Source organism: Marinigracilibium pacificum, assembly GCF_012926615.1.
Taxonomy (GTDB): Bacteria; Bacteroidota; Bacteroidia; order Cytophagales; family Cyclobacteriaceae; genus Mangrovivirga; species Mangrovivirga pacifica.
Genome location: NZ_JABBNU010000006.1, coordinates 218,373 through 238,025 on the forward strand (window position 1 = coordinate 218,373; position 19,653 = coordinate 238,025).

The 19,653-nt window shown below is 35.5% G+C and carries 21 protein-coding genes; 10 read left to right on the forward strand and 11 right to left on the reverse strand.

Annotated features, from left to right (window positions below; all coding sequences use genetic code 11):
• Positions 1–70 precede the first annotated feature (70 nt).
• From HH304_RS11130 to HH304_RS11140, 3 genes are all read left to right on the forward strand, one after another.
• Positions 71–451, forward strand: a complete 381-nt coding sequence (locus tag HH304_RS11130; protein WP_169681409.1) for a VOC family protein — start codon at positions 71–73, stop codon at positions 449–451.
• A gap of 83 nt (positions 452–534) precedes the next feature.
• The gene (locus HH304_RS11135) at positions 535–1,461 is read left to right on the forward strand and encodes a DUF6624 domain-containing protein (protein ID WP_169681411.1); all 927 of its coding nucleotides are present in this window, start codon (positions 535–537) and stop codon (positions 1,459–1,461) included.
• A 114-nt stretch (positions 1,462–1,575) separates the two neighbouring features.
• Positions 1,576–2,769, forward strand: a complete 1,194-nt coding sequence (locus HH304_RS11140; RefSeq protein WP_169681413.1) for a glycosyltransferase family 4 protein — start codon at positions 1,576–1,578, stop codon at positions 2,767–2,769.
• Between the two features lies 1 nt (position 2,770).
• On the opposite strand, the gene HH304_RS11145 is transcribed toward HH304_RS11140, so the two are convergent.
• Together HH304_RS11145 and HH304_RS11150 are read right to left on the reverse strand one after the other, a co-directional pair.
• The gene (locus HH304_RS11145) at positions 2,771–3,451 is read right to left on the reverse strand and encodes a hypothetical protein (RefSeq protein WP_169681415.1); all 681 of its coding nucleotides are present in this window, start codon (positions 3,449–3,451) and stop codon (positions 2,771–2,773) included.
• A 31-nt stretch (positions 3,452–3,482) separates the two neighbouring features.
• Positions 3,483–4,670, reverse strand: coding sequence for an MFS transporter (locus HH304_RS11150; RefSeq protein WP_169681417.1), 1,188 nt, complete (start codon positions 4,668–4,670; stop codon positions 3,483–3,485).
• A 75-nt stretch (positions 4,671–4,745) separates the two neighbouring features.
• On the opposite strand from HH304_RS11150, the gene trxA reads away from it, so the two are divergent.
• Positions 4,746–5,048 (forward strand): thioredoxin, encoded by a 303-nt coding sequence (gene trxA, locus HH304_RS11155; RefSeq protein WP_169681420.1) that lies wholly within the window; start codon positions 4,746–4,748, stop codon positions 5,046–5,048.
• 13 nt (positions 5,049–5,061) lie between these two features.
• On the opposite strand, the gene HH304_RS11160 is transcribed toward trxA, so the two are convergent.
• The 5 genes from HH304_RS11160 to HH304_RS11180 form a co-directional block, all read right to left on the reverse strand.
• A complete protein-coding gene (locus HH304_RS11160) occupies positions 5,062–5,580 on the reverse strand; it encodes a hypothetical protein (protein ID WP_169681422.1) in 519 nt (172 codons plus the stop codon).
• 30 nt (positions 5,581–5,610) lie between these two features.
• The gene (locus HH304_RS11165; protein ID WP_271711594.1) at positions 5,611–6,690 is read right to left on the reverse strand and encodes a mechanosensitive ion channel family protein; all 1,080 of its coding nucleotides are present in this window, start codon (positions 6,688–6,690) and stop codon (positions 5,611–5,613) included.
• 163 nt (positions 6,691–6,853) lie between these two features.
• A complete protein-coding gene (locus HH304_RS11170; protein ID WP_169681423.1) occupies positions 6,854–7,429 on the reverse strand; it encodes a carboxymuconolactone decarboxylase family protein in 576 nt (191 codons plus the stop codon).
• Between the two features lie 24 nt (positions 7,430–7,453).
• A complete protein-coding gene (locus HH304_RS11175; RefSeq protein ID WP_169681425.1) occupies positions 7,454–8,011 on the reverse strand; it encodes a peroxiredoxin in 558 nt (185 codons plus the stop codon).
• 33 nt (positions 8,012–8,044) lie between these two features.
• Positions 8,045–8,521 carry a Dps family protein gene (locus tag HH304_RS11180; protein WP_169681427.1) on the reverse strand — a complete coding sequence of 159 codons (477 nt, stop codon included), beginning with the start codon at positions 8,519–8,521 and terminating at the stop codon, positions 8,045–8,047.
• 112 nt (positions 8,522–8,633) lie between these two features.
• Between HH304_RS11180 and HH304_RS11185 the strand changes: the two genes are divergently transcribed.
• Positions 8,634–9,575 carry a hydrogen peroxide-inducible genes activator gene (locus tag HH304_RS11185; RefSeq protein ID WP_169681429.1) on the forward strand — a complete coding sequence of 314 codons (942 nt, stop codon included), beginning with the start codon at positions 8,634–8,636 and terminating at the stop codon, positions 9,573–9,575.
• Positions 9,576–9,584: 9 nt separating this feature from the next.
• On the opposite strand, the gene HH304_RS11190 is transcribed toward HH304_RS11185, so the two are convergent.
• Positions 9,585–11,444, reverse strand: a complete 1,860-nt coding sequence (locus HH304_RS11190; RefSeq protein ID WP_169681431.1) for a T9SS type A sorting domain-containing protein — start codon at positions 11,442–11,444, stop codon at positions 9,585–9,587.
• Between the two features lie 197 nt (positions 11,445–11,641).
• Here HH304_RS11190 and HH304_RS11195 point away from each other — a divergent pair, with 197 nt between their 5' ends.
• The 5 genes from HH304_RS11195 to HH304_RS11215 all read left to right on the forward strand — a co-directional run bounded on the left by HH304_RS11195 (position 11,642) and on the right by HH304_RS11215 (position 15,522).
• The gene (locus tag HH304_RS11195; protein ID WP_169681433.1) at positions 11,642–12,376 is read left to right on the forward strand and encodes a LiaF transmembrane domain-containing protein; all 735 of its coding nucleotides are present in this window, start codon (positions 11,642–11,644) and stop codon (positions 12,374–12,376) included.
• A complete protein-coding gene (locus HH304_RS11200; protein ID WP_169681434.1) occupies positions 12,377–13,420 on the forward strand; it encodes a sensor histidine kinase in 1,044 nt (347 codons plus the stop codon). It begins immediately after the preceding gene.
• On the forward strand, positions 13,417–14,157 hold the full coding sequence (locus tag HH304_RS11205) for a LytR/AlgR family response regulator transcription factor (protein WP_169681436.1): 741 nt from the start codon (positions 13,417–13,419) through the stop codon (positions 14,155–14,157). Before HH304_RS11200 ends, HH304_RS11205 begins: the two co-directional genes overlap by 4 nt.
• A 74-nt stretch (positions 14,158–14,231) precedes the next feature.
• The gene (locus tag HH304_RS11210; protein WP_169681438.1) at positions 14,232–14,969 is read left to right on the forward strand and encodes an energy transducer TonB; all 738 of its coding nucleotides are present in this window, start codon (positions 14,232–14,234) and stop codon (positions 14,967–14,969) included.
• Between the two features lie 31 nt (positions 14,970–15,000).
• Positions 15,001–15,522: a TrmH family RNA methyltransferase gene (locus tag HH304_RS11215; protein WP_169681440.1), complete on the forward strand. Its 522-nt coding sequence runs from the start codon at positions 15,001–15,003 to the stop codon at positions 15,520–15,522.
• Here the strand turns inward: HH304_RS11215 and HH304_RS11220 are convergent, their stop codons facing one another.
• The 3 genes from HH304_RS11220 to HH304_RS11230 all read right to left on the reverse strand — a co-directional run bounded on the left by HH304_RS11220 (position 15,523) and on the right by HH304_RS11230 (position 19,653).
• Entirely contained in the window at positions 15,523–16,383 is an 861-nt protein-coding gene (locus tag HH304_RS11220; RefSeq protein ID WP_169681442.1) for a pirin family protein, read from the reverse strand.
• Between the two features lie 201 nt (positions 16,384–16,584).
• Positions 16,585–17,526: an isoaspartyl peptidase/L-asparaginase family protein gene (locus tag HH304_RS11225; protein WP_169681444.1), complete on the reverse strand. Its 942-nt coding sequence runs from the start codon at positions 17,524–17,526 to the stop codon at positions 16,585–16,587.
• 240 nt (positions 17,527–17,766) lie between these two features.
• A complete protein-coding gene (locus HH304_RS11230) occupies positions 17,767–19,653 on the reverse strand; it encodes an amidophosphoribosyltransferase (protein ID WP_169681446.1) in 1,887 nt (628 codons plus the stop codon).

The following is a 19,653-nucleotide window of genomic DNA, read 5'->3' on the forward strand; positions in this document are numbered from 1 at the left end:
ATTACTCAAATAATACGAAGGTTCAATCAACTATGATTGAACCTTTTTTATTATATTAAATCAAAAACTCATGTCACCATCACCAACACCACAATCATGGATCAGCTGGTTTGAAATACCAGTGGATGACCTCCAGCGTGCAAAATCTTTCTACGAAGCTATTCTTGATATTTCCATTGAAATAGAAGACTTCGGTGATTTTAAAATGGGAATTTTCCCTCACGATAAAATAGGAGGGGCCCTTGTACAAAATGAATATTATAAAACCGGACCCGCAGGGCCTTTAATATATTTAAATGTCAATCCTGATTTGGAAATTGTTCAGGAAAGGATTGAGGCTGCCGGAGGCACCTTAATGATTCATAAAAGGCAAATTTCACCTGAGCATGGATATATGGCGGTGTTTTCTGATACCGAGGGCAACCGGATTGCGCTTCATTCTGATAATTAAACTAAATGTTAAGTTTTTTAACTTAAACATTAGTTTTATTAATTAGGTTTTAGTTAGTTTATGGAAATAAATCTATCTAAACCATGAAAAGAACATTATCTGTAATTTTATTATTTGCTGTTTTTATTCCAGTTTATTCACAATCTTTCAACGAGTTAATAGCTGATGCTGGTAAAAAGTATGATGATAAAGAGTATTTAGAGTCGGCTGACCTATATGCTAAAGCACTGGAGTTAGAAACAGGAACTTCATCTCATTATTATAATGCAGCTTGCTCACATGCTCTTGCTGGGAAATCAGATAAAGCCATAAGTTTTCTTCTAAAGGCTATTGATACAGGGTGGAAGGATGCCTCCTGGATGAAGCGAGATGAAGACCTGAAATCAATTCATGATCATGAAAAATGGGATTCAATAGTCGAAAAAGCCTTGGCTAATAAAGCTGAATACGAAAAGGACTTTGACAAGGAACTTCAGGCACAACTAGAAAGAATTTATGTTGAAGATCAAATGCTAAGACATCTTTTGGAACCTGCTGAAGAAAAATTTGGTACAGACTCAGATGAGATGAAATACTTTTGGTCATTAATGCAAGCAGAGGATAAGAAGCTTGAGAAGGAAGTAGTTGAAATTATTGAAAAACATGGTTGGGTTGGAAAAAGCCTGGTTGGAGGAAAGGCAAATACAGCTTTGTGGTTAGTGATTCAGCATGCTCCACTGGAAATTCAGGAAAAGTACATTCCCTTAATGACTGAATCGGTTAAAAAAGGTGAGTCATCTGGGAGTCAATTAGCTTTGCTTGTTGATAGAATTGAAATGAGAAATGGACGCCCTCAAATTTATGGTTCTCAAATTACCACCAATAATGAAACAGGGGAAACTCAGGTTCATGAACTTGTCGATCCTGCTAATGTTAATAAGCGTAGAGCTGAGGTTGGATTGGGGCCATTAGAAGATTATGCCAGAAGATTTGGAATTGATTGGAGTCCTGAGTCTGATTCAAATGATTAATTAATTGATTCCATCAAAAGGAATTTAAATAAATTGAATAAGCCCGATCATTATATTAATGATCGGGTTTTTGTTTCATTTTATTTAAATTGGCATTTTTAAAATTACTCTGTAGTGCAAAAGAAGATTGGAATAGTAGTAGACAATGATTTTGATTATGATGTAAGAGTCCAAAAGGAGGTTCGAGTTCTGACTGAAGCTGGATATGATGTTTATGTGCTTTGTTTCTCCTTTGAAGGGAAAACGACTAAAAGTTATGATGAAATAACTGTTGACAGGATCTCAATTTCTGACAAAAAGAAAAATATTTTGTATTTTTTTAATGTTCGACTTCCTTTTTACAGACAATTATGGTCAGTAAATATTCGTCGATTTATTGAGAAATATGAGCTTACCAAGCTTCATGTACATGATCTTTATTTAGCTATGCCTGCTCGTGATGCCATCAATAAAGCTGGCAAAGATGTTATGCTCGTAGTTGATCTACACGAAAATTATCCTGATGCCCTGGTTTCATATAATTGGACAAAAGGAACCTTAAGAAATTTTCTTTCTAACCCTGATAAATGGAAGGAATGGGAATTTAAGTATTTGAAGGCAGCAGATAAAATTGTTGTTTTAAGTGATCATTACAGAGACCAATTAATAGAAAAATACCCATCACTTAACAAAAAATCCTTTTATGTGTACCCAAATACTATTGATATAAAGAGATTTGAAGAATTTCCAGTTGATTACAATAAACCCAGAATATTTAGTGAAGTGACTCTTTTTTATTTTGGGGTAGTAGCAGAACGAAGGGGTGTGTTTGATGCTATTAAAGCGACAAAACAAGCTAACGATAGAGGTGCAAACGTTAGATTGTTGATAATTGGTCCGGTTGATAATGCTGATAAAATTAAATTCAACGATATTATTACTTCAGATACATATAGCTCAGTTGTAAAATATATACCTTGGATTGATGTGTCTGAATTGCCTGATTATTTAAATATTTCTGATATATGTCTTTCACCAATTCATAAAAATCCTCAACATGAATCAGGAATTGCTAATAAGATATTTCAATATATGTTTGGTAAGAAGCCATTAATTGTTTCTAATAGTATACCACAAATGGAATTAGTTATTGATAATAATTGTGGGTTGCATTATACAAATCAAAATGAATTTGTAGAAGCTATTCTTACTCTTGTGAATAATCCAAAACTGAGAGATGATATGGGAATGAATGGATACAAGGCATTGGTAAACAAATATGCGTCTAGTCAGAAAGACATGGCACTTCTGGATGTATATAATGATTGAATTATAAAATTATCACTCCTATACTAAGTTCAAAACCCGTAAAATCAAATATAGCATCCTTGTAGTCTACATTGATTGTTTGAAAAGTATCCCCGGAATTACCACCGGTGTATGATCCGCTTAATGGTATATTCGCTCCCCCAAGATAGTAAATTCCTTCAAGGGAAATTCCGTATTTATTATTGGGATAAAAAACTACCTCTGCACCTCCATGGAAACCCCATCCCGGCTTCTGCTTAAAATCGATATCGCTATTGGCAACTTCCCAGTTTTCATAATTTCTTATAGCTCTGTCAATATTACCTGTATTTAGTTTTTGCCAAATATTAAAAAAACCAAATACACCACCTTTAAAATTGAAGTCCATCTGCTGTGTTTGTAAAGAAAGCATTAATTCTACAGGGACCATAACTGTAAAAGATGGTCCTGATAATGGCTTTTTACTCTCTAAAGGGAGGTCTTTGATTTGCATTCCACTCAAAAGGTATAAAGTGCCTCCGGTTTGAATTGCAAAATAATCATTAAGATCAAAGCCAAGTCCTCTTATAGAAAACGGACTGACTGGTACAGATGGGTACCCTTCTTTAGGAAAGAAATATGAAAAGGATACAGCTACATTCTGGGCTTTAGACCCAATAGAAATAAATATTAAAAGTAGAAATGCAAATACCGTCTTCTTCATAACAAAAAATTTTGTTGAAGTTAACAAATATTTAAGATTCGTAGTTTTCAGTTGCTAGTTTCCTTGATTTTCTAAAGTAATATATGCTAACAAATACAGCTATTAATGCTACAATTCCACCAGTCCAGAATGCATAACTGAAGTTTTTCGGGTTACTGTCATATATAGCTCCTGATATAAATGCTCCGGATCCTATACCTATTTCTAGTGCAATGAATACCGTTGCCAGAGCTCGTCCACGGTATTTGTCTTCGGCAAGGTCTATTGTCCAGGCAAAGATTGTCGGGGAGTTGATACCTGCTGCAAAACCAAATATTACTGCAGCTATATATAGTAATTTAAGATTTGTACTTGCCCCAATTAGAAACATCGTAAAACTCAACATTACCAGACCAGAAATCAGGACTGGTATTCTACCATATTTATCTGAAAGTTTTCCGGCAATAAGCCTGATCACTATTGAAGCACTCATAAATATTCCGAAGAAAATCCCCTTGTTTTCTAATCCTAGGTGCTCACTTAAATCAGGAATTAATGTAAGTGCTATTCCAAAAGAGAAGACTGATAACCCCATAGTGATTGCAGCGGGCAATGCTCTTGGTTCATAAATGTCAATTAAACTTACTTTAAGTAATGAAAAATTGAATTTTTGTTTTTTCTCAAGTGTTTCCTTCATTCCAAACAGAACAAGAATTGAAGCCAACGCCAATCCTGAGCTTGTATAAAACATTGCATTTATGGAATAATTCATCACTATCCAACTTGAAATGGTATTACCCATTGCCATTCCTAATCCACCAAACATACCCAGGATCCCCATTGCTTCACCTCTTCTATGGTCAGGACTAATGTCTGCCACATAAGCAGAAGTAGCTGTTGGTTTAAATCCGGTTGACATACCATGAACAAGTCGAAGTGCTAGCAATCCAAAAACAGTTGTTACATGTGAATATAGAATCCCTGCAATTATGCATACAAAAACGCCATAGATCATTATTGGGATTCTACCGATAGTATCAGTCAACTTCCCACTAAATGGGCGACTTAATCCTGCAGAAATTGTAAAAAGACCTATGATCCAACCAAGATATTCTTCCCCGCCCATATCTGATAAATAACTAGGTAATTCAGGGATTAAAATATTGAAACTAGCAAAAAACAGAAAGGAACTAAAACAAAGTAACCAAAATTGACGTGTATATAACTGTTTGTTTTGCATATCGGCTCAAATAGGTGAGGTAGAAAGATTAACAAACGTAATTAGAATATACAGGTTTTACATTTATAGAAAAATATGGCAAGTTTTAAAGAATTAGTGAACCAGGATATGCCTGTTTTAATCGATTTCCATGCTACATGGTGTGGTCCTTGTAAAATGATGGAGCCAATAATTGATGAGGCTGCCAAACAGTTTAAAGGAAAGGCAAGGATTTTAAAAATCGATGTTGATAAAAATCAGGAGCTTGCTCAAAAGCTACAGATTAGAGGGGTGCCTACAGTAATGATATTTAAAAATGGTGAATTAAAGTGGCGTGAATCAGGTGTTGTACAACTACCAGATATTGCCAGAAAATTAGCTGAAAATATTTCTGCTTAATTGATTATATGACTTATTGAAATCGAACAAGGGCGTTTTTTATAACGCCTTTTGTTATATATATAGAGTTGCCACTTTCGGTGCATACTTTGCCATCAAAGTATCCATCGATAGTTTTAGTTTCCTGATTGTAAGAGGTTATTGTAAGACTAAATTGTTTGTCATTACAAGTTTGAGAAGAAAGGCATTTTATAGCATTGTCATCATTGCATAATCCCATTCTTGAAACCCCAAATTTCTGGCCATATACATACTTTCCTATCAGATCATCCGTGTGGAAGAACATGAACAGGTTCTGATATCCCGGAGTTCCATTTTCTTTAACAAATGTATATGCGTTAAAATAAACTTCCATATATCCCTTGCTGTTCGGGTTAACTGATATGTCAACGTCTGAAGCTTTACTTTCAATCAATTTATCATCCAGGTAATAACTTACCGACCCGGAATTTTCCTTAAATACATTATCCTTGCATCCGGAAAATCCGATTACGATGAAAGTTAAAAGTATATATGAACAGAGTTTACGCATACCAACAATTTACTAAATTTTAAGTTTCAGTCATTCCTGATCAGTGATTTTTTTTAATTCAACTCGTGTACGAGGTAAATGTTCAGAAAAATTTGTTTGAATATACTTTATTAGCTCCTCACGAACCTTTACTCTTAAATCCCATAAGGTAGGAGAATTAGCAGCACTCATCATGAATCTTAACTCAAGAGTATCTGAAGTTGCATTGGTGACCTGCAGGTTTTGAACTTTTCCATCCCATAAATCCTGTTTTTTGATCAAATCTGTATAGAATTTTCTGATTTCATCAATCGGAATTTTATAATCGGTATAAACAAATACCGTTCCCAATAAGTCTGCTGAAGTTTTGGTCCAGTTTTGAAATGGTTTTTCAAGAAAGTAAGGAGTAGGTAAAATGACTCTTCGTTGATCCCATACTTTTACAACTACATAAGTCAGGTTTATTTCTTCAACCCAGCCCCATTCTCCTTCAACAATCACCACATCGTCAAGTTTAATTGGTTGAGTAATTGCTATTTGAACTCCAGCAAGGAAAGATCCAATTACTTTTTGAGCTGCAAAACCAATGATAATTCCTCCTATACCGGCAGATGCAAACAAGCTTACTCCTAACTCCCTGACATTTTCAAAAGTCATTAATGAAGCGGCAAATGCAAGGAATAGTATTAGGAAAATTAATACCCTTTGAGCAACCTGAATTTGAGTATATATTTTTCTGGCTTTGTAGTTATCAGATTCAGTAATGTCGAATTTTGAAAGTAAGATCATCTTGGTAACCGCAATGATTTGAATCAATAGCCAGGCAATTGAAAATATCAAAATAACATTGAATATTGGCTTGAGATAGGCAAGGCTTTCAAATTCATTCTGATAGGCAACTATTGGAAATTGAGCTCCAATAATCATTAATGTTAGAATAAATGGAAACCTGATTATTTCTATTATCTTTTTTCCTGAAATATTCCTTTTCTTGTGTGTTATTTTACCTATGATTTTTATGATAATCAGGTAAATGATGACTCCCAAAAAGGCTGCCAAAGCTATTTTTAAGGCAACAGAAAGTCCCGGTGTATTTTTAAATATTTTATCTACTTGAAGTACAATATTCATACTCTTCAATTTTATTTTTCAGAAAATTAACAGGGATTTCATGTTTGGGGTGTACTGCAATTTAATGGAATGTAATTGAACACGCTAACTTACCTTAATTTAATCCAGATAAAAAAAGGTGTGATCATTATGACCACACCCTGATTTTCAAGCTATATACTGATTAATAAATTACTTTTCCCAGACTTGTAATTACTGAAGCCAATCTAATAGATTCAAATATTCTTTTGGTATTAGAACCCATTTTCAATAATGAATCTTCATGGGCTTTGACACATCGCTCACAACCGTTTACTGCTGAGACTGCCAAACTTATTAATTCGAAAAACTCTTTGCCTATAACCGGTTTCATCATAATATTCATTTTGATTCTTGCCGGTTCATTTTCGTATTCATCTTTATCTGCAAAGTGTCTGAACCTATAAAGAACGTTGTTACTCGCAAGAAGGCTTGAGCATGCTGCTGCCTCTGCTATTTCAGCTTCTTCAGCTCCGGCTTTCTCAGCTTTTCTACCAAAAATATCTGCCAGAATCTCGTTTTTTTCATTTATTGCAATTGCAAAAGCCATTAGCAAAGCCTCTTTTTCAGACATGTAATCTGTTTTAAGAGCATTTTTGATATTGATACGAAGGTCTTTCAGGTATCTCGTCTCACCAACTACCATTGCTTTTAATGCAATTCTTTCATTGAGATTATCTATTTCAAGGTCTTCAAAAAGACTGTTTTTTACTTCTTCCATTGAATTAGGTGTATTTGGTTTTAATTAGGCTGGCTGTAGAGTTTCTTCTCCTTTTTGCCAGTTACAAGGACATAATTCATCAGTTTGAAGTCCATCCAGAACACGGATAACCTCCTCGACATTTCGCCCGACATTTAAGTCATTTACAGAAACCCAACGGATAATTCCTTGTGGATCTACAATAAATGTAGCTCTGTATGCAACTCCTTCTTTTTCTTCCAGGATGCCTAATTCAGAAGCTAGAGATTTATTTGTGTCGGCAATCATTGGGAACTTAAGACCTCTTAAATCTTCGTGATCTTTTCTCCATGCCAGGTGTACAAACTCCGAGTCTGTTGAAGCGCCAACTAAAACTGTATCTCTGTCTCTAAACTCATCAAAGTTATTATTGAACTCAGCTATTTCCGTAGGACATACAAAAGTGAAATCTTTTGGCCACCAAAACATTACCATCCACTGATCTTCTTTTTGGTGATCGGTATTTGTTACTGTTTCAAATTCTTTGCCTTTTTCCAGACTTACTGTTGCTAATTTTTCGAATTCAGGAAATCTGCTACCTACATTTAATACTCTGTTCTGCATTTTTTTAAATTTTTAATGTTCAATTACCAAAATTTATCTTAACCATGATTTTAACATCCAGGCTGTTTTCTCCTGATTTGCTATGTAATCACTTATTAATGTTATTGTTCCTTCATCATCAGCTTCCTGGGCCTGACTCATTATTGATCGCTGTTTAGCAAGAATAATTTGAAAACCGTTAAGCGTGATTTCTACAGCTTCGCGACCATCTTCTATGTTTTTAGCTTCCTTAATTTCTGATATCTCACAATAGTCAGAAATTGTGTGAAGGGGCTGGCCATCAATAGTCAGAATTCTTTCGGCGATTTCATCAATCTTCTCTCTGATATCTTTGTATAATTCTTCAAATTTTTCATGAAGCTCAAAGAAATTCTCACCCTTGATATTCCAATGAAATCCTCTCAGGTTTTGATAGAAAATCTGATAATCAGCTAAGAGGTTGTTCAAATTCTTACTTAGTTTTTCAACCTTGTCTTTTTCTAATCCGATGAAGTTTAATGTGCTATTCATGATTGTTATTTTCTTGTTTTGATATGTTGCAAAGGTGCTTAAGGTATGGTTATAAATCAAATCAATAGTTTCTATATTATGATAGATAAAATCTATCTATTATCTTTGTGCTATGATTTCACTAGTTCAATTAGAGTATATCCTTGCCGTCGATACCTATCGACATTTTGCTACAGCTGCAGAAAAATGTTTTGTAACCCAACCTACTTTAAGTATGCAGCTAAGAAAGCTTGAAGAACAGCTTGGGGTAAAGATATTTGATCGTACAAAGCAGCCTGTTGTACCTACAGAAGCCGGAAAGTTGATTATCGAGCAGGCACGAAATATTATCCGTGAGCGTGATCGCTTAGAGTCAATAGTTGAAGAAGTGAAAGGTACTATTGCAGGTAAACTTAGAATTGGCGTAATACCATCATTAGCCCCTTACCTTGTTCCATTGTTTATTGGAAAGCTCACAAAGAAATATCCTCTTCTGGAGTTAGAAATTAAAGAACTGGTTACGGAAGATATAGTTGATCAGTTAAAAAGTGATAAGCTTGATGCGGGTATATTGGTGACCCCTCTACATGAAGGCGGGATAAAGGAAAAGCCATTATTTTATGAGGGAATTAAGGCATATGTTAATCCTGATCATGAATTGAGCAAGAAAGAAGTGATAACAATCGAAGATCTTTCTTCTCCGAATATCTGGGTTTTAAGCCAGGGGCATTGCTTTAGACATCAGGTGCTGAATTTATGTGCTATGAAGCAAAAAAATGACTCTCAGCTGCCATTTAAATATGAAAGTGGTTCATTGGAAACGTTAAAGAGGCTTGTAGTAAAGGAAGGTGGATTTACTTTATTGCCGGAATTAGCAGTAAATGATATAAATCCTAATGAAAAGGAATTTATCAGAAATTTTGGGGAGGTAAACCCATTGCGTGAGGTAAGTCTGGTTGTGGTTAGGAATTTTGCCAAAGAAAGACTCATAAGTCTTCTAGAAGCAAATATAAAAAGCCATATTCCTGAATATATGCTAGACAAGGAGCGTGGTCAAATTGTAGAATGGAAATAACTCGTAAAATTATCTTACGACAATTTTACGAGTGATAGTTTCTTTATTGGTTTCTATAATCAAGCTATACATTCCTCTAGCAATTGAGTGTGTATTGATTGTAATTACTCCTGGAGTGTAGTTTGTATTGGGTTCAATTAGGGCTCCTGAAGTTGTAACCATGCTGATTCTTCCGATTTCAGTTCTACTATCGAATTTGATATAAAGATTATCTGTTGTTGGATTAGGATACACTAAAAAACTATGGTTGGTATAAAATTCAACAGCAACAATTTCAGAGTATTCCATATCGCCATTATAATCAACTTGTCTAAGTCTGTAATAGGATTTGCCAATTATAGGGTCATCATCTATTGTAGAGTAATGGATGATTGAGTTTGAATTACCATTACCTTGGATTGTTTGAATGCTTGTCCAGTTGATGCCATCAGCTGATCGTTCAATTATAAATTTCTCGTTATCAATTTCAACTGCCGTTCCCCATTTTAATTTGACAGCTTGTTCAGATTGTAGCGGTATTGCTTCAAAATAGATCAATTCGACAGGTAGAGGGCTTCCTGCCCCAACGAAAATACCATCAAGATCGGCTCCGCCAGCATTTAGTCCTGTTGAGGAACATGAAGTGTTATCACAGCCAGCTAATCCAACTATAGTTTCAGATACGACTTCTGCCGGATGAGCAGCCGAAAACATAATGACGCCCTGGCTACCACCGCCGCCGCCGCCATGTGCACTCGAATTATTAACATTTCCACCATTTCCGCCATTAGCCCTTATATTGACACCCGAAGCGCCCAGAATATTGTATGTTAGAACATCCATAAGAATAGAGCCTGCCGCACCACCACCGCCTGCTCCGTCATTTCCTGCATCAGCAGCAGTTTCTCCGTTAGCAGAAATGTTCATGTAGTCATTCCCAACAGTTTTAAGCGTCTGAGCCTGTACGATAATGATTCCACCACCATTTCCTCCATCAGTGTTTACATAATTATTTCCTTCACCGGCTCCGCCGCCGCCGCCCATAAACATCCTTGAAGAAGAAATATAAGTTTCAAGTCCCAGGCCACCAATTCCACCACCATTAGTTCCATTACAACTCCAACCGGCACCTCCATCTCCTCCGGAATTGAGATTTCCACCTCCGCCACCTCCGCCATTGTGTGTGTTTCCACCACCACCACCATTAAGGATTTTCCCCCTTCCGTTCAGGTAACTAGCATCTGTAACCTTATAAATTCCTTCACCTTTAGAGGCATATTCACTGGTTGATGAAGTATAGTACATGGTTTCATCACAAGCAGATGCGCTAAAGTTATCGTCTGTAGCTCCACCTCTGAATCCTTTGCCATCCAAATTGATGTCATGATTAAGTGTTAAAACTCCACTAACTCTTAAAGCAACAACACCTCCGGTACTACCATCCCAGGCTTTTGAGGTTACATCTGCAGTGGTCGAATAATTTGTGCCTAAGTCAGGAAATGAAACTACTTGTACAGCACAGTTATTACATATATTAAAGTTGTTGCTGATCATGTCAACCTCGATTGAAACAGGAGATCCACCACTTTCATTTACAGAAATGATATCTACCATTTCAAGTAAACCTGCTGATCTGATGTTATTCATATCGCCAAAGGTTGCAGTGTTTGAAGTTTCTCCAATTATGTCATCCTGCATTTGCATGATTAATATTTTTTCACCCACTTCGAAAGTGTCAAAAGTTTCATCTACGTTAGTTAGAGAAAGTGTCGTTCCGGAAATTGCTGTGACTTCAGCAAAAGCATTGACTTGCTGAGCATTAGAATTGAAAATTAAAATAAAGGTTAATAACGATGCTATTACAACCTTTTTAGTTAAAAAATTAATCATTGGTAAGGTGAGTTAAAAAATTGGTTTTGTATTATAGCAGGATTAAATTCTGAAAAATTTATATAATATCCAAATAGTGCAAATAAATATTGGTTAAAGACCTGGTTTCCATTCACCTGTCTAAATAGTTCTTTTACCGATTTGGTCTGTGAGGAAATTGAAGTTTGAGTTACCTTGGTATCATAAATCACAAGATCATGAAAAATAGAAAAGCATACGTTGGAATTATCATACTCATTATTGGTTTTGCATTTTTATTGAGAAACCTGGGTATAGATATCATTCCTAGAGAGTTATTCGGATGGGAAATGATATTTATTGCAATTGGTACCATGTTACTTATTGGTGAAAGAAATAAAACTCCTGGTTTAATATTTTTGGGTATAGGTTCAATCAGTTTATTAAATGATTTCATTGATTTCCCAAGAATTAGCTGGGCAATATTATGGCCGAGTATTCTGATTATAATCGGTACGAGTATCTTTGTCAGACATTCAGGGTTAGTTTCTTCAGGGAGTAAAAAAAAAGTGAATGGAGATACCCCGAGTCCTGATACCATAGATGATCTTTCCTTATTTGGAGGGGGAGACAGATATTATGACAGCCAGGCTTTTAAGGGAGGAAAGATGACAGCAATTTTTGGAGGATCTGATATAGATCTTACTGATTGTAAGCTTGCCCCTGGTGTACATGAATTGAATGTATTTGTGATGTTTGGAGGTATTGATTTGTCTATTCCACCAAATTGGGTTGTGAAAAATGAACTATCGGCTGCTTTTGGTGGGTATAGTGATAAGAGAATTAAAACGGATGGTTATATTGTAAGCGAAACCGGAGATACAGAAAGACCGGTTCTAAAAATAACTGGTATGGTTCTTATGGGTGGAATGGAGATCAGGTCATACCCTAAAAGACCTCGAACTAACTACTAAATGTCAGACAAATTAAAGTCAACTTCAGGTTTAATCCTGATATATGTAATCCTTGGACTTTTGCTTTCTTATTTAGAATTATTGATTCTTAAAGAGCAAAAGTCCTTGGTGCTTTTATCGAATCTGAGCTTTTTTATTCTATCAGCTTTGTTTTTTTTACCTGTACCTCAGATTATAAGCTTTTTAAATCCCGGGTTTCAGAAGTTATTTCAACTCATTATATCCTATTTTTTACTTACAGCATTGATAATTTTTGTTGCTCATATGGGCTCAAGAGGACTTACTGAATTAGCCAGTGGTGAAAATATCCCTTTTTGGAGTGATTCCTTTTATCTTAAATTATTGATTGCAATACCATCATTTATCGGGACTTTGATATTCTTTTATAGTAAGTATTATTATCAGGCATTTAAAGAACACGTTTTAGCTGAGGCTGACTGGAAGGCACAACGAACAGAAGTTGAATTAAATTTGTTAAAGGCAAGATTAAACCCTCATTTTTTATTTAACGCATTAAACTCCCTGGCTGCATTAAGTATTACACAAAGCGATAAAATGCCTGCCTATCTGGGTAAATTATCCGCTTTTTTACGAACAATTCTTTCAAAACGCTCAGAAAAGATAGTTGAGATTGAAGAGGAAATGGAGCAAATCAGAAGATACATAGCACTTGAGAAATTGAGATTTGGAGATAGACTCGAATGGATTGAGGAGCTGGATCCAAATAGCAAAAATGTAAAAATACCAGTATTTATTTTCCAGCCAATAATTGAAAATGCCATTAAACATGGTGTTAATGAAAGTGATCAGCCAATAAAGATTAGGTTTTCAGGAGAGGTGAAAAATGGCTTTTTCAATGTTTCAATTATTAATGATCTTGGTCAGATGCCAAGTCAGAAAAAAGGGACGGGATGGGGTCTGGAAAATGTCCGGAAACAATTAGCTTTAATATATGGAAGGTCTGATTTACTGGAAGTAATTAAAAACTCAAATAACTTTATAGTGAAAATTCACTTTCCTCTCGACCAACAATTTGATTTATGAATGTATTAATTATTGAAGACGAAAACCCTGCTATTGAGATACTCAAGTATTACCTTAAAAATATTGAAGGAATAAATATTGTCGGTATTGCACAAGACGGGTTCGAAGGCATCAAAATGATACGTGAGCTGTCTCCGGATTTGATTTTTCTTGATATACATATGCCAAAGTTAAATGGACTGGAAATGATCGAATTGGTAGATAACCTGCCTGAAGTGATATTTATTACCGCTTACGACCACTATGCAGTCAAAGCTTTCGAGCTGGAAGCAATTGATTATTTATTAAAGCCTGTTGAACAGGAAAGGCTTGTATCTGCATTATCTAAAGCTAGGAACAGAATGAATAGTGGTGAAAAGATGAATTATTCTAATCTTCAGGAAAGTGTAATGAAAGACCAGAATGAAGTTTTAAATAGAGTAGCCGTAAAGCAAGGGTCAAAAGTCTATGTATTTCCGGTTGATGAAATTGTTTGTTTTACTGCAGATGATGATTATGTTAACATCATTCATGAGAGCGGGAAGTTTTTAAAACAAACATCTTTGAAGTATCTGGAAAGCGTTCTTCCGATTGATCAATTTTATCGTATTCATCGCTCAACTCTTGTAAATGCAGATTTTATTGACAGAATTGAGCCATTAGAAAAGCAGCAATATGTACTTTTTACTAAAACGGGAGAGAAACTTTCTGTATCCAAAAATGGATATAGCCTGCTACGTGAAAAATTAGGTCTCTAGCTTATTTATAATTTTTTAATTTAAAATTAATATTCTCGTTCAACCTGAAATCTGCTGTAAAATAACTTTGCAGTATGAGATCACAATTAATATTTTTCTCGGTTTTAGGATTGATTTTTATAACCGAAACCAGGCTCCTGGGGCAGGATAGTTACATATCTGCTGACAAATTCAATTATCATTTTATTAACCAGGAATGGGAAAAAGCGGCTAAAGAGTTTGAGTCCAGACCGGCCGATTCCTTTTCTCAAAATGAACTTGAAAAGGCGAGGCTAGTATACAGGTTAATTTTAAAGGATATAGAAAAAGCTGAGATTAAAGAAGATTACAAGGAAAGAATAGCCTTATTAGATGGTCTTATAAAAAGGCAATTTGAGTTGTTTACAGTGGAGAATAATGCACCCGGAGAAGTGAATATGTCAAATGTCGAAGCAAAGAGTGATCTGAAAGCAAATGATCTGCAGCATTCTGTTGATAACCGGATTTATGAACTATTTGACCTCGAGTCTGAACCAATTTTTGACGGAGGAGTAGTCAACCTGATTCAATTTATCTATGGTAATACAAAATATCCTGATAAAGCAGTAGAACATGGAATTGAAGGGGTTGTTGTAGTTAAAGCTATAATCGAAAAGAATGGAGCACTGTCTAATATTGATGTTATTAAGTCACCTGGTTATGGACTTGATGAAGAAGTTATCCGGGTATTGCTCGATTCTCCAAAATGGATCCCAGCCAAAAGAAATGGACTTCCTGTTCGCTCGTATATAAACCTGCCTGTTAATTTTAAAATAAACTCATCTGATTTTTAAGTTTATGATATTATGAGCATTTTCACATTTAATGAAAAATGTTAATCAATTAGATCATTTCCAGACTCCTGTATACTCTCATAATATATCCTTGATTGTTATTTGTGACAGGGTTGAAAAACCAGCTAATATGGGGATGATATTGAGACTGTGTGATGCCTTTAATATTAGTAAATGTTATTTTGTTGGCAATGAAATTGAAGAGCTACCTCAAAAAGCCAGAAAGGTATCAAGAAGTGCATTCGAAAGGGTTAATTATACTTTTATAAAAAGTGTTGATGAGTTAATGAGCCAACTGAGAAAGGATAACTATAAGATAATAGGACTTGAATTAACAGATAGAAGTAAGGATCTCAGGGAATTTGATTTTTCAAAAGTTAGTAAAATAGCCTTTGTGATCGGGTCAGAGAAACACGGTTTGTCTAGAGAAATGTTAGGTATATTAGATGACGCAGTGATGATTCCACTATTTGGCGGAGTTTCGTCTTTAAATGTTGTTAATTCTCTTTCTATTGGTTTGTTTGAAGTGATCAGACAGAAGACTAAAAATTGATTACATTCTTCCCATTTGGCCAGTTTCGAAATCTCGTATTGCTTCCATGATTTCGATTTCCCTGTTCATTACAAAAGGGCCATGTGCCACTACTTTCTCATCCCATTGTTCTGCAGAGAGTAAAATGAGTATACCACTTTCTAAAACTGAAATCTTAATTTTCCCCTTACCAGGATCATAATACATTAAATTTCCTGATTCTACGAACTCATTACCAATTCTTGAAATTCCTTCAAGTTGATAAATGACAACCTGGTGTCTTGCAGGAAGGTCAAAACATAGGTGCTCACCTTTTACACTATTTATTGTGAATATGTTTATATCCTCGGTTCTTTTTTCAACACCCTTAATATCCTTGTAATTTCCGGATACTAGTTTAATTGTTGATTCTTTATTCTCTAAAGGAATTGAAGGTATTTCGCTCTTATTTAAAGGTAGATAGGCCGGTTCACTTAATTTATCCTTTTCTTTCAGATTGACCCACAATTGAATTATCTGAAAGTCACGGTATTTTTTATTGTCTTCGTTTAAAGCCTCTTTTTCACTATGAATAATGCCTTTTCCGGCCGTTATCCATTGAACACCCCCTTCTTTGATTATTACATCATTACCGAGGCTGTCCTTGTGCTCGACCGCTCCGTTAAAAACAAGAGTTACAGGGCAAAAACCTCTGTGGGGATGTGGAGGTACAAAAAGCAACGGATAATCACCAGTTGATCGGTTAATCTTTAAATGGTGTAATAATAAAAATGGATTGGCATGATCAATTCCCGGTTGAGGAAATGCTTGCAAGACCGGATGATTTCCGACTCGTGTTTTTAAAGCTGTAAGTCTGTATTCTGGCGACCTTTCTTTTTCCATTCTATTATTAGATACAGTTTCTAATTTAATCAGATTTGTTTAAACAATAAACATTTTCCTGTTTATAGTAATAGAATTATTGATTCTGTAGTGAAAAACTGATCAAATGATATAATATCAAACGGGAAAAACAGTAAAAGGTGTCTTTTATAAGGGGAATTTAATAAAACAGGCATCCATTTTGGATGCCTGAAAAGTATTTTAAGAGTTATTTTTATAGATCATTGTTTCGGCAGGTAAGCCTTCAGTGACTTTTCCCCGATACATGCCTTCACAATTAAAAGAGAAGACTATATTTCCTTTTCCATCGATACCGATAATACCTCCCTCACCACCGAGTTCGACCATCTTTTCCATGATGACCTTATCAGCTGCTTCCTGAAGTGAAACTTCTTTATACTGCATAATAGCAGCAATATCATAGGCTGTAACGGCTCGGAGGAAGTATTCACCATAACCAGTACAGCTAATTGCACAGGCATTATTATCAGCATAGACTCCACTTCCAATTACCGGACTATCACCAATTCTTCCATACTTTTTATTTGTAAGTCCACCGGTACTGGTAGCACCTGCTATATTTCCTTCCTTATCAATGGCAACTGCTCCGACAGTTCCAAACTTCTTGTCACTGTCATGATCAAGTTTCATAGTGCCTTCATTTTTAACACTTTTGAGTTGTTCATATCTGAAATCAGAAAAGAAATAGTCATTACTTACAAGACTAAAGCCATTTTTTACTGCATATTCTTCTGCGCCTTCTCCTGCAAGAAAGACAAATTCATTATCATCCAGAATTCTTCTGGATAATCTTACCGGGTTTTTAATATGTTTTACTGCGCATATAGCTCCTGCATTTTTTGTTTTGCCATCCATAATAGAAGCCTCAAGCTCATGGTCTTCATTGTTGGTGAAAACTGAACCTTTTCCTGCATTAAAAAGGTCACTATCTTCGAGGCAGGCCACAGCTTCTGTTACAGCATCAATAGCTGATCCATTTCTTTTTAGTATATATTCACCGGCTTTTAATGCAGCTTCAAGTGCTTTGTGATAGGCAGCCTCTTTTTCAGAGGTCATATGTTCTTTTAAGATTGTCCCTGCACCACCATGAATAGCCAGGGCATATTTTTGTTCTTTTGACATGTATAATACCAATTAATAAATAAGAATATGAAAATTTATTAAGACCCGGAATGGTCTTTATCGAGGTGAGGTATTAACTAACAGTCAAATATTGGCTGCAGGTTTAATAAACCAATTGGTTTGCATGATATGAGCGAGAGTGCTTTCATATAGTTATTCGAATTGAACAAATATAAAGAAAACAAATAAAAAAAGGCAAGTATCCGGAGACACTTGCCTGTAATATTCTTATTAAAATTATTAATATGCTCTGACAGTCTTTCCTTCCATAAAGAAAGTGAATGCTTTGTTTACCACATACATGCCTCCAGGGGTAGGGAAGTCACCGGTAAAATACCAGTCTCCTAAGTGGTTTGGACAAGCTTTGTGAAGGTTATCTACCGTTTGATAAATAACTGATACTTCAGCTTTCATATTTTCAGGAGTAACAATTTTTGCTATTCGGTCACTAATTTCTTCATCCGTAAATGGAGCATAAAGTTCTTTTACGTAATTGATATTAGTTCTCTCTTCAACTGCAGACTTACACTTTTCATAAACTTCGTCAATCAGATTTTCCATCCCTCTTTCTTTTAGAAGTTCCAGGGCTGCTCTGAATGCAACGAATTCTTTCAATCTTGACATGTCGATACCATAACAGTCAGGATATCTGATTTGAGGAGCTGAAGATACGATTATGATCTTCTTTGGTTCAAGCCTGTCAAGTGTTCTTAAAATTGACTTTTCAAGAGTTGTTCCACGAACTATACTGTCATCAATTACCACGAGTGTGTCAACATTTTTATTAATCACCTCGTAAGTCGTATCATATACGTTTGAGACAAGATCATCCCTGGAATTATCGTCAGTAATGAAGGTTCTTAATTTAGCATCCTTCAATACTAATTTTTCTACCCTTGGGTGAAGCAGCATCAAGTCATGAAGCTCTTTATCGTCAAGATCTCCTTTTACAATTCTATCTTTACGATATTCGGCGAGATACTCACCAATACCTTCCATCATTCCTAAAAACGAAGTCTCGGCCGTATTAGGGATATATGAGAAAACAGTATTTTTCAGATCATGATCGATCGATTCAAATATCTGAGGAAGTAACAGTTTTCCAAGATTTTTTCTTTCAGTGTAGATTTCAGGATCATTACCACGTGAGAAATATATTCTCTCGAAACTACATGATTTCTTTTCAAGCGGATCTCTGAAAGATTTTTCAGAATATGATCCATCTTTTTCGATAATCAATGCATGACCAGGAGTGATTTCTTTTATTTCTGAATATTCAACACCAAAAGCTGTTTTGATTGCAGGTTTTTCTGAAGCTACAACTACTATTTCATCATCTGCATAGTAGTAAGCTGGTCTGATACCAGAAGGATCTCGAGCGACAAAAGATGTACCTGAACCTATAAGTCCGGCCATGGCATAACCACCATCAAAATCTTTACATGCTCTCTGTAGAATACGTTGAACATCAAGCTCTGTTTCTATTCTTTCGGTGATTTCTGCGTTTGAAAGCTCACCTTTATATTTTTCAAATATTTTCTGATTTTCATCATCAAGAAAGTGACCGATTTTTTCAAGTACAGTTACCGTATCGGCTTTTTCTTTAGGGTGCTGTCCAAGTTTAACAAGGATGTCGAAAAGTTCATCGACATTGGTCATGTTAAAGTTACCGGCTACAGCTAGGTTTCTGCTTCTCCAATTATTCTGGCGAAGTTTCGGGTGACAGTTTTCGATACTATTCACACCATGAGTACCATATCTTAAGTGTCCAAGCCATACTTCCCCTGAAAAGGCAACATTATCCTTAAACCATTCAGAGTCATAAAATTTGTCTCCTCCAGTTTTAAGTCCTTTTCGGTATTTCTTTGTGATCTTTCTGAAAATGTCCTGGATAGGATTCGGATCGATCGACCTGTATCTGCTTATATATCGCTGACCAGGCTTTGTATCAAGTTTAAAGTTGGCAATACCTGCACCATCCTGCCCTCGGTTGTGCTGCTTCTCCATTAACAAGTACATCTTGTTCATGGCATACATTGGAGTGCCGTACTTCTCAAAATAATATGAAAGTGGCTTTCGCAACCTCAACATTGCAATACCACACTCGTGTTTAATAGAATCGCTCAT

Bases quoted from the DNA above. Each gene is read 5' to 3' on its own strand.
- HH304_RS11200 (WP_169681434.1), top strand. From the start codon at position 12,377: ATGTCAGACAAATTAAAGTCAACTTCAGGTTTAATCCTGATATATGTA.
- HH304_RS11180 (WP_169681427.1), bottom strand. From the start codon at position 8,521: ATGAATAGCACATTAAACTTCATCGGATTAGAAAAAGACAAGGTTGAA.
- HH304_RS11165 (WP_271711594.1), bottom strand. From the start codon at position 6,690: ATGAATATTGTACTTCAAGTAGATAAAATATTTAAAAATACACCGGGA.
- HH304_RS11160 (WP_169681422.1), bottom strand. From the start codon at position 5,580: ATGCGTAAACTCTGTTCATATATACTTTTAACTTTCATCGTAATCGGA.
- HH304_RS11130 (WP_169681409.1), top strand. From the start codon at position 71: ATGTCACCATCACCAACACCACAATCATGGATCAGCTGGTTTGAAATA.
- HH304_RS11210 (WP_169681438.1), top strand. From the start codon at position 14,232: ATGAGATCACAATTAATATTTTTCTCGGTTTTAGGATTGATTTTTATA.
- HH304_RS11225 (WP_169681444.1), bottom strand. From the start codon at position 17,526: ATGTCAAAAGAACAAAAATATGCCCTGGCTATTCATGGTGGTGCAGGG.
- HH304_RS11195 (WP_169681433.1), top strand. From the start codon at position 11,642: ATGAAAAATAGAAAAGCATACGTTGGAATTATCATACTCATTATTGGT.
- HH304_RS11185 (WP_169681429.1), top strand. From the start codon at position 8,634: ATGATTTCACTAGTTCAATTAGAGTATATCCTTGCCGTCGATACCTAT.
- HH304_RS11135 (WP_169681411.1), top strand. From the start codon at position 535: ATGAAAAGAACATTATCTGTAATTTTATTATTTGCTGTTTTTATTCCA.
- HH304_RS11175 (WP_169681425.1), bottom strand. From the start codon at position 8,011: ATGCAGAACAGAGTATTAAATGTAGGTAGCAGATTTCCTGAATTCGAA.
- HH304_RS11215 (WP_169681440.1), top strand. From the start codon at position 15,001: ATGAAAAATGTTAATCAATTAGATCATTTCCAGACTCCTGTATACTCT.
- trxA (WP_169681420.1), top strand. From the start codon at position 4,746: ATGGCAAGTTTTAAAGAATTAGTGAACCAGGATATGCCTGTTTTAATC.
- HH304_RS11150 (WP_169681417.1), bottom strand. From the start codon at position 4,670: ATGCAAAACAAACAGTTATATACACGTCAATTTTGGTTACTTTGTTTT.
- HH304_RS11220 (WP_169681442.1), bottom strand. From the start codon at position 16,383: ATGGAAAAAGAAAGGTCGCCAGAATACAGACTTACAGCTTTAAAAACA.
- HH304_RS11190 (WP_169681431.1), bottom strand. From the start codon at position 11,444: ATGATTAATTTTTTAACTAAAAAGGTTGTAATAGCATCGTTATTAACC.
- HH304_RS11205 (WP_169681436.1), top strand. From the start codon at position 13,417: ATGAATGTATTAATTATTGAAGACGAAAACCCTGCTATTGAGATACTC.
- HH304_RS11170 (WP_169681423.1), bottom strand. From the start codon at position 7,429: ATGGAAGAAGTAAAAAACAGTCTTTTTGAAGACCTTGAAATAGATAAT.
- HH304_RS11230 (WP_169681446.1), bottom strand. From the start codon at position 19,653: ATGAGCGATTCTATTAAACACGAGTGTGGTATTGCAATGTTGAGGTTG.
- HH304_RS11145 (WP_169681415.1), bottom strand. From the start codon at position 3,451: ATGAAGAAGACGGTATTTGCATTTCTACTTTTAATATTTATTTCTATT.